A 7,493-nucleotide genomic window follows, 5' to 3' on the forward strand; every position below is an offset into this window, starting at 1 on the left:
GTCGCGTCCGACCATGCCGGGCGACGATCGCCGATTGGTTATCCCGCAGCAGACCCGCTGGTATGCGTCCGCTCCCTTGGCGGTAGTGCGGGTCGTCTCCTCCGCCGGTATGCGATCCGCCTCGGCCTGCGCGGGGATCCGCCGCTTGGCCGCCCCCCGCTCCGCAGCCTCGACCTGCTTGCCTCGGCCCTCGGCCCGGAGCGCCGTCGCTCATCCCTGCCTCCGTTGATGCTCGTCCACGGCCCCGCCGACGTGACTATCAGCTGGACCGAAGCCACCGAACGACTCCCAAAGAGCGGCTGTGCCTCCGGCGCCACCCAGGTCAAAGCCTCACTGGCCCACTGCTCGTCCGGCGCCCGCTGCAGACCGGGCGCGAGGGTCACGGCCCCGCCATCGGATTGGTGGCGGGGCCGTGGCTTGTCCGTGCGGGCCGGGCCGGGCCCGGCCCGCACGGAGCGTCGGATCAGGTGCAGGTTGGGTCGGGTTTGAGAGAGAAGTTGGCCGTGATCGCCTCGCGCGGCTCAATCTCAACCGATGTGGTCTGCGGCGCCCAGCCGTCCTTGGACGCGGTCACCGTGAGCGGGTTGTTTCTGACGTCGAGCCAGAGCACGTACTGACCGTTCTTGTCGGTCTTCAGGGTGTAAGTCGCCTTCTTCGAGGTGATCCGCACGGTCGCTCCGGTCAGCGGCGTCGACGTGCCGGTGCAGCCGACCCCGGTGACCGTCCCGGTGATCTTTCCCCAGGTCTTGGGCGGGTTCACCACGAGCGTCACCGGCACCGGCGTGATCCGGTACGGGGTCTTCGCGCTGATCGAAAGCTGCGCGGTGAACGTGCCGGGCTGGGTGATCTCGGCGATGTTCGCGTTGAGACTCACGGTGACGTCGACGCTCTCGCCTGGCTGAAGCGTCACCTCGGTCTTGTCCGCTGACAGCCAGGGGACGTCGGTTGTGCCGCACTGGTCATAGCCGGGCAGCAGCTCGATAGTGTTGAAAGCGTAGAAGTTCCCGGTGGTACCGCCGATCTTGTAGAAACCGCAGGCGGAGCCGCCGCGGTAGACGGTTCGGTTGGAGTTGGGCAGCGGGGTCCAGGTGTCGGAGCCCGGGTCGTAGGTGAAGCCACGGTTGGTGAGCGTGGTGCTGTCGTAGGTCACGCCGCCGGACGCGAGAAGTTTGCCGGCTGCCACCGAGTAGCCCATCGCCCACAGGTCGGTCGGCAGGTCGGCGATGGGAGCCCAGCTGCCGGAATCCGGGTCGTAGCCGTAGGCGTGCCTGGTGCTGGTGCTGCCCGACAAACCGCCCGCGCAGTACACCTTGGTCCCGATGCCACCACAGCCGAGCCAGGAGGTCGGCTCCGGATACGCCGGGCCCGAGCTCCAGGAGTCGGAGGCCGGGTCGTACACCTGCACGTCCGTCTTGCCGCAGCTGTCGGACGTGCAGCCGCCGACGATGTAGATCTTGCCGTTCAGCACGGTCGCGGCGGCACCGGCGGACGGTTTCGGGTTGTCGTCGCCGGTGGACCAGACGCCGGTCGCGGTGTCGTAGATCTCGGTCTTGGCCACCGGAGCGTCGTTCGAGCCCCAGCCGCCGAAGACGTAGAGCTTGCCGCCGTAGGCGACCGCCTGCGGCGCCTCCCGGGCGACGCTCAGGTTCGGCAACGCGCTCCAGGCCTGGGTGCCGGGGTCGTAGACGTATGCCTTGCTGAGCATATGCGTGCCGTCGACTCCAGCGACCGAGTAGACCTTGCCGTCGATGGTCGCCGCGGCGTTGTCCATGATCGGGATGGGGTAGTCGGCCACCGTGGTCCACGGCGCGGCGTACGGCGTCGCCGCCGGCTCCGCAGCCGCCGGCTGCGTGGTCTTTCCGGGCGGGAGCCGCAGGGGGCTAAAGTCTCCCTTCACCTCCTGCAGCGGAGCACCCTGCTGCGCCGCGGCAGGCTGGTAGCCACCCGGCCACTCGCCGATCTTGGCGGTCACCGGGGCGGTACCGGTGTTCTTCACCGTCATGGTGGCGCTGCCGTTGCCCTGCCAGTCGACGGTCTTGCTGAGCTGGCCCGGGCTGACCTCGATCCGGGGTGCGGCCAGGGCGAACATGCCGTCGGTCGCCTGCTTCGGGACCACGTTGACGGTGATGTCCTGGGCGCGGTAGTAGTTTGCCGCCGTGGCGGTGAACGTGTGCTCCCCGGTGAGCGAGGAGAACATCCAGTAGAAGCCGTCGTCGAGGTTTGGGTCGTTCGGCGTCGCCGCCGAAGTTGTCTTCTCCGCGGGCTTGCCGGCCGACGTCACCGTGGCGCCGTTGATCCCGGCCCCGGTGTTCTTGTCGGCCACCTGACCGACGACCAGGCCGCCCGGCGCCGGGTCACAGGTACGGTCGCCGAGGAAGACGTCGTCGACCTGCCACCAGTAGCCCCACTTGGCGGTGAAATGGAACCTCACCTGGACGTTGGCCTTGCCGGCAGCCTGGGACAGGTCCACGACCTCGGTCCGCGGCCCCCGCGCGCTGTCCTTGGCGTGGTGCCAGACGTTGGTCCACGTCTGGCCGCCGTCGACGCTGAGATCGACGTCCCCGGCCTGCCCCAACGAGTAGCCGTTGTAGTCGGTCCGGAAGATAAGGGACGGGTGGGTCCGCTGGCTGAAGTCCAGCACCGGGCTGATCAGCGAGGTGTCCTGCGACTTTCCGTAACCGTAGTAGCTGCTGTCGACGATGGCGGAGCCGCCGGACCCGCCGGTCCGGTTGCCGCGCCTGCCGGGGTCGGTGAACGCCCAGGTCTGGCCGTTGCCAATCTTGTCGTCCACGGTCCAGCCCGCCGGCGTGGTGTAACTGCTGAACGACTCGGTGAGGCCCGCGTAGTGGTAGCCGTACCCGGCAGCGCTGCAGGTCGTCTGGTCGACCGGCACGTTGACGTCATGCGTCACGTCCGCCGGACCCACCTGCACGTCTTGCGAGTCCCGCTGGTAGCCCGGGTACAGCGGGTCGACCTGCAGAGTGTGGGTGTTTCCGGCGGGCACGCTCAGCGCATAGCGCCCGGTCTTCGGGTCGGTGTAGGCCACCGCCGTCGGCTCATCCTTGACCCGCACGGTCGCGTACAGCGGCCAGCCGTGACCGGAACCGTCATGGACCACACCGGTGACGTTGACGTGCGGCTTCGCGGTCAGCGCGAAGTCTTCACTCACCGTCTGGCCCTCGGCGATGGTGATACCCGAAACGGTCTTGGTGGCGTACCCGAACTTGCTCGCACTGACGTCATACGTGCCCGGCGGCGCGGTCAGGGTGTAGCGGCCCTGCCCGTCCGTCACTGTTGTGACGTCACCGACGGTGATCTTGGCCGTCGCCAGTGGAGCGGTGCCGTCGGTGACGGTGCCCGTGACGGTGCCGTACGGTCCGGAACGGAACGCGGCGAGCCCGTTCGGGGTGCCGAGCCCGGTCGGCCCGTCATAGCCCGGCCCAGCAGTGCACAGGTAGGAGTTAGGCCAGCAGCTGCCGTTCCTTCCCGAGGTCACGTCGTTGAGCCCGCCCGGCTGGGCGTAGGGGTACGAGTTCGGTGCCGTACCCGTCCCTGGTACGCCGGCCAGCGCGTAGACCGCGGCGATGATCGGAGCGGACGCGCTGGTGCCGCCGAAGACCTGCCAGCCGCCGTGGTAGACCGCGACACCGGTGTTCGGGTCGGCGACCGCGGACACATCGGCGACCGCGCGGCGGCCGCAGCCGGTTTCCTTCTGGAACGACGGCTTGGTCACATACGCCGAGCAGCCACTACCCGCAAGACTCCACGCGCCCTCGGTCCAACCCCGGGAGGTGGCGGTGTCCCTGACCAGCGAGGTGCCGCCGACCGCCGTCACGTGCTGCGACGTGGACGGGTAGGAGACGCCGTAACCGAAGTCGCCGGTGCTGACGGTGATCGCGACACCGGGGTGGTTGAAGTACGCCTCGTCGGCCTGAGCCACGTCGGTGCCTTCGCGACCGCCGTAGCTGTTGGAGACGTACTTGGCGCCCTGCGCGACCGCCTGGTTCACCGCCGCGCCGAGGTTGTCCAGGTAGGCGTCGTCAGCCTCGACCAGCAGAATCTTGCAGGTCGGGCAGGTCGCGCTGACCATGTCGAGGTCCAGGGCGATCTCGGCGGCCCATCCGGCGTCCGGTGACGGATAGCTGGTGCCGCCGCGCTGGTCAATCTTCTTGAAGCAGCCGTTGGCTGTGGTGCACGGCGGCAGCCCGTACTGCTGGCGATAGACGGCCAGGTCCGCCTCGGCGTTCGGGTTGTCGTACGCATCCACGATGGCGACCGTCTCCGTGGACCCGGTAGCCGGCAGGTTGTACGCGCTCCGCAAGTCAGCCGGGCCGAAACCGATGGGAGCGGCAGCGCGCTGCACGCCCTTCGTCGCGGTGACGTCGGTGCGGACCATCGACAGGCAGGACATCTCCCGGGCCCTCGACGGCTTGGCGCACACCTTGTTGGTGGGGTGCTGGCCAGGCGAGGCCGGGCCGGCGGCCTTCGTCGCCGGAACGGGATCCTTGGCGGAGCCAGTGACGGCGACGGCCGCCGCCGGCACCGCAATCACCCCGACCGCGGCAACAGTCAGTGCCACGATCGACGCCCGGACGCGCTCCACCATCGTGGTCAAGGCGACCGGACGCGATCTGTGGCGGAATGGTCGCACAGAGGGGGGATGAGACATGTAGCTCTCCTTTGAGGGTGAAGGCAATCCCAACTCGGGCATTCGTGACTAGCCAGTTCTCGGCTCAGACGTACGGCTTCAGCCGCGACCAGCACGGAGGGCGAACTGGTCGAGCTGGATTTGCTCACCGGGTGACCAAGGTGGACCTGGTGGGAGTCGACGAGGGGACTGCCGGGCCGGGGCCGGTTCGGAGGGGCCCGCGGTCGCGGGTCCGGCGAGCGAGCCAGTCAGGACGCCGACGGCGAGCACCACCGTCAGGCGCCGGGGTCAGTGCGGGCCGGAAGAGGCGGGAATGGTTCGCATGAGGCGGCTGCCTTTCGACAAGGTGCGGATGGTCGAAGCTCACACGGCTTCGTATCCGTCGTCGTGCGGGGGCACGCTGCCGGCGCCGGCTGTGGGCTGCTGCGGCGCCGCGGACGACGCGGAAGGCGCGGAAGGCCGGGGCGCCTCAGGCTGCTGGTCCGGCTCATTCGCTGGGGGGATTGGCGGTGTTTCCATGACGGTCGATTGTTGTCCCCGCGCCGGTTACCGGACGACTGGGCAGATGACCCAACTTTGCCGCCACGCACCCGCCTAGCGGTCGTCGCCGGCTGGGCCCTCGGCGACGACGCCGGCTTCGACAACCCGAACGGCCAGCGCCGTCCGGGACGACACCCCGAGCTTGCGCATCGCCGCTTCCACGTGCCGCGCAACCGTCTTCGGCGACAGGAAGAGGACACCAGCGATCTCCCGGTTGGTCCGGCCCTCCACGAGCAGCCGGACCACATCGAGCTCCCGGGGAGACAGCTGATCGCCGTAGCTGCGCCGCCCACCCCGCCACGACGGACGCTTCACCTCCACACCGTATGCACGCAGGGTGTGCATGACGCGCACGGCGTCGCCACGGGCACCGAGGGCGGACAGCCCCTCGAAGGCCTCCGCAAGGACGGGGAGCGCGGCGTCCGACCGGTCCGCGCGCAGCAGGCAGGCGGCCTGCCGCTCCCGGCTGAGCAGCGCGTCGTACGGCCGTGGAAGGCTCTGCCACGCCTCGGCCGCCCGGGCGAACAGGACGGCGGCGCCGAGGAGATCACCTCGGTGCTGGGCCAGGATCGCCCGACAGGCCGCCAGGGCGGCATGCGGGCCAGGTGCGCGGCGATCACCTACACCCGCCGCGAAAGCATCGGCCAGATCGCCGGCCTCGCCAACGCGACCGGCCATCAGCAGTGCCTCGACCCGAACCGGGACGAGCTCGGTGGCCCAAATCCAGGTACCCTTGCCCGCGATGAACCGGATCGGCCCGTCGGTCACCCGCAGCACGTCGTCGATCCGCCCGGCGCCAAGCCGGAGCCGGGCCAGGGCACCGGCCGGCTCGACGGAGTATTCCGCCCCGCCTTGCCGGTCCGCCCGCTCAAGAACGAGCCGCAGGCACTCGTCCGCCCTGTCCTGGTCGCCGCAGGCCATCTGCACCAAGCCGGTGACCATCGCCGGCGTCAGGCGGCTCACCGGCTGCAGAAGCTCCTCATCACCAGCCAGCGATCCGGCCCGATCGGCCAGCCCGTCCCAGGCTCCGGTGAGCCAGTCCAGTTGGATCAGCGTTGCCTGCCCAATCCCGCGAAGCTTCCGGTACTGATACCTCTCGGCCAGCCCGAGGGCCAGCGTGAGTGCCCGCCTCGCCTCCGGGTACCGCCCCCAGATCAGCGCCATGTGCCCGACGTTGAGATGGCCGCCCGTGACGCACAGCCTCCCCGCGGTGGTGGACGCATCGTCGTCGATCAACGCCGCCTCCGCCCACCCTTCCTCCTCACCGAGCAGCAGGAGTCCACTTGCCCGTCCGGCCCGGATGCTCAACCGGTCCACCGGCGCCATCGAAGCCGGCACCTCCGCCACCCGCCGCAGCCACCTGAGGTGTTCGGCCGCCGGCGTCGTCGTCCCGTACGGCAGGCCGAGGAACATCATGGCGCGGGCTGCCTTCGCCGGGTCGTGTCCGAGGTCGGGCAGCGCTCCTTCCATCTCGATCCGGGCCTGCTCGAACGCCTCCATCTGCACCAGTAGCCGGGCGACCAGGAAGCGGATCTCCCCCGCCTCACTCGGCGTCGGCTCACCGGTGTCCAGCACGAGGCGGAGGGCGTCCATGAGTTCCCGGTAGCGTTCGCGGTCGCTGAGCAGTCCGAACGGGACCTTGCCGGTGAGCCGGACCACGTCGGCGGGCACCAGGTCGGCGTTGGTGAGCAGATCGCGCAGCAGGACGATCGCCGTCGCATCGTCGCCCGAGGCGATGGCGAGGTCGGCAGCCTGTTCCGCGTACCGGCACCACGCCCTGGTGTCGCCGGCCTCTCGGAAATGGCGCGCCAGTTGGGCGACCGGCAGCGGGGTGACGCCTTCGAGGACGTGTGCGGCGCGCAGGTGCATCGCCCGCCGCTGCGGCATCGGGATCGCCTCGTACACCGCGCGGCACGCCAGCATGTGCCGAAACGAGACCAGCCCATGCTGGTCCTGCCTCAGCAGCCCGGAACCCACCGCCTCCGCCAGGCCAGCCAGCCGGCTCGCCGAATCGCCGGCCGGCGCCATCGCCTCGACGACGGTGTCCTCGGCGGCGGGGTCGGTCAGGACTGCGGCCGCGCGCAGCGCCGCCTGCGCCGCCGGGTTGAGCCGTACGCTGCGTTCCAGTACGGCGTCGCGGACCGTCGGCGGCACGTCGATCTCACTCAGCCGATGCCGCACCCAGGAATTGCCCCGCCGGATCAGGTCAGCGCGGTTCCACATCAGCCGCACAGACTCCTCGATGGCGAGCGGAAGCCCATCGGTCCGGCCGTGCAGAAACGTGGCGAAATCGTCGGACACGCGT

Annotated in this window: 2 protein-coding genes; both read right to left on the bottom strand. The window is 69.8% G+C overall.

Translation table 11 applies throughout. The features are described 5' to 3' along the window. Positions 1-463: 463 nt before the first annotated feature. The gene (locus FXF52_RS39715; RefSeq protein ID WP_148804799.1) at positions 464-4,606 is read right to left on the bottom strand and encodes a carboxypeptidase regulatory-like domain-containing protein; all 4,143 of its coding nucleotides are present in this window, start codon (positions 4,604-4,606) and stop codon (positions 464-466) included. Between the two features lie 636 nt (positions 4,607-5,242). Then, on the bottom strand, positions 5,243-7,493 hold a 2,251-nt coding region (locus tag FXF52_RS39720), incomplete at its 5' end, for a LuxR C-terminal-related transcriptional regulator (protein WP_148804800.1).

Source organism: Micromonospora sp. MP36 (genome assembly GCF_008119785.1).
Lineage (GTDB): Bacteria > Actinomycetota > Actinomycetes > Mycobacteriales > Micromonosporaceae > Micromonospora.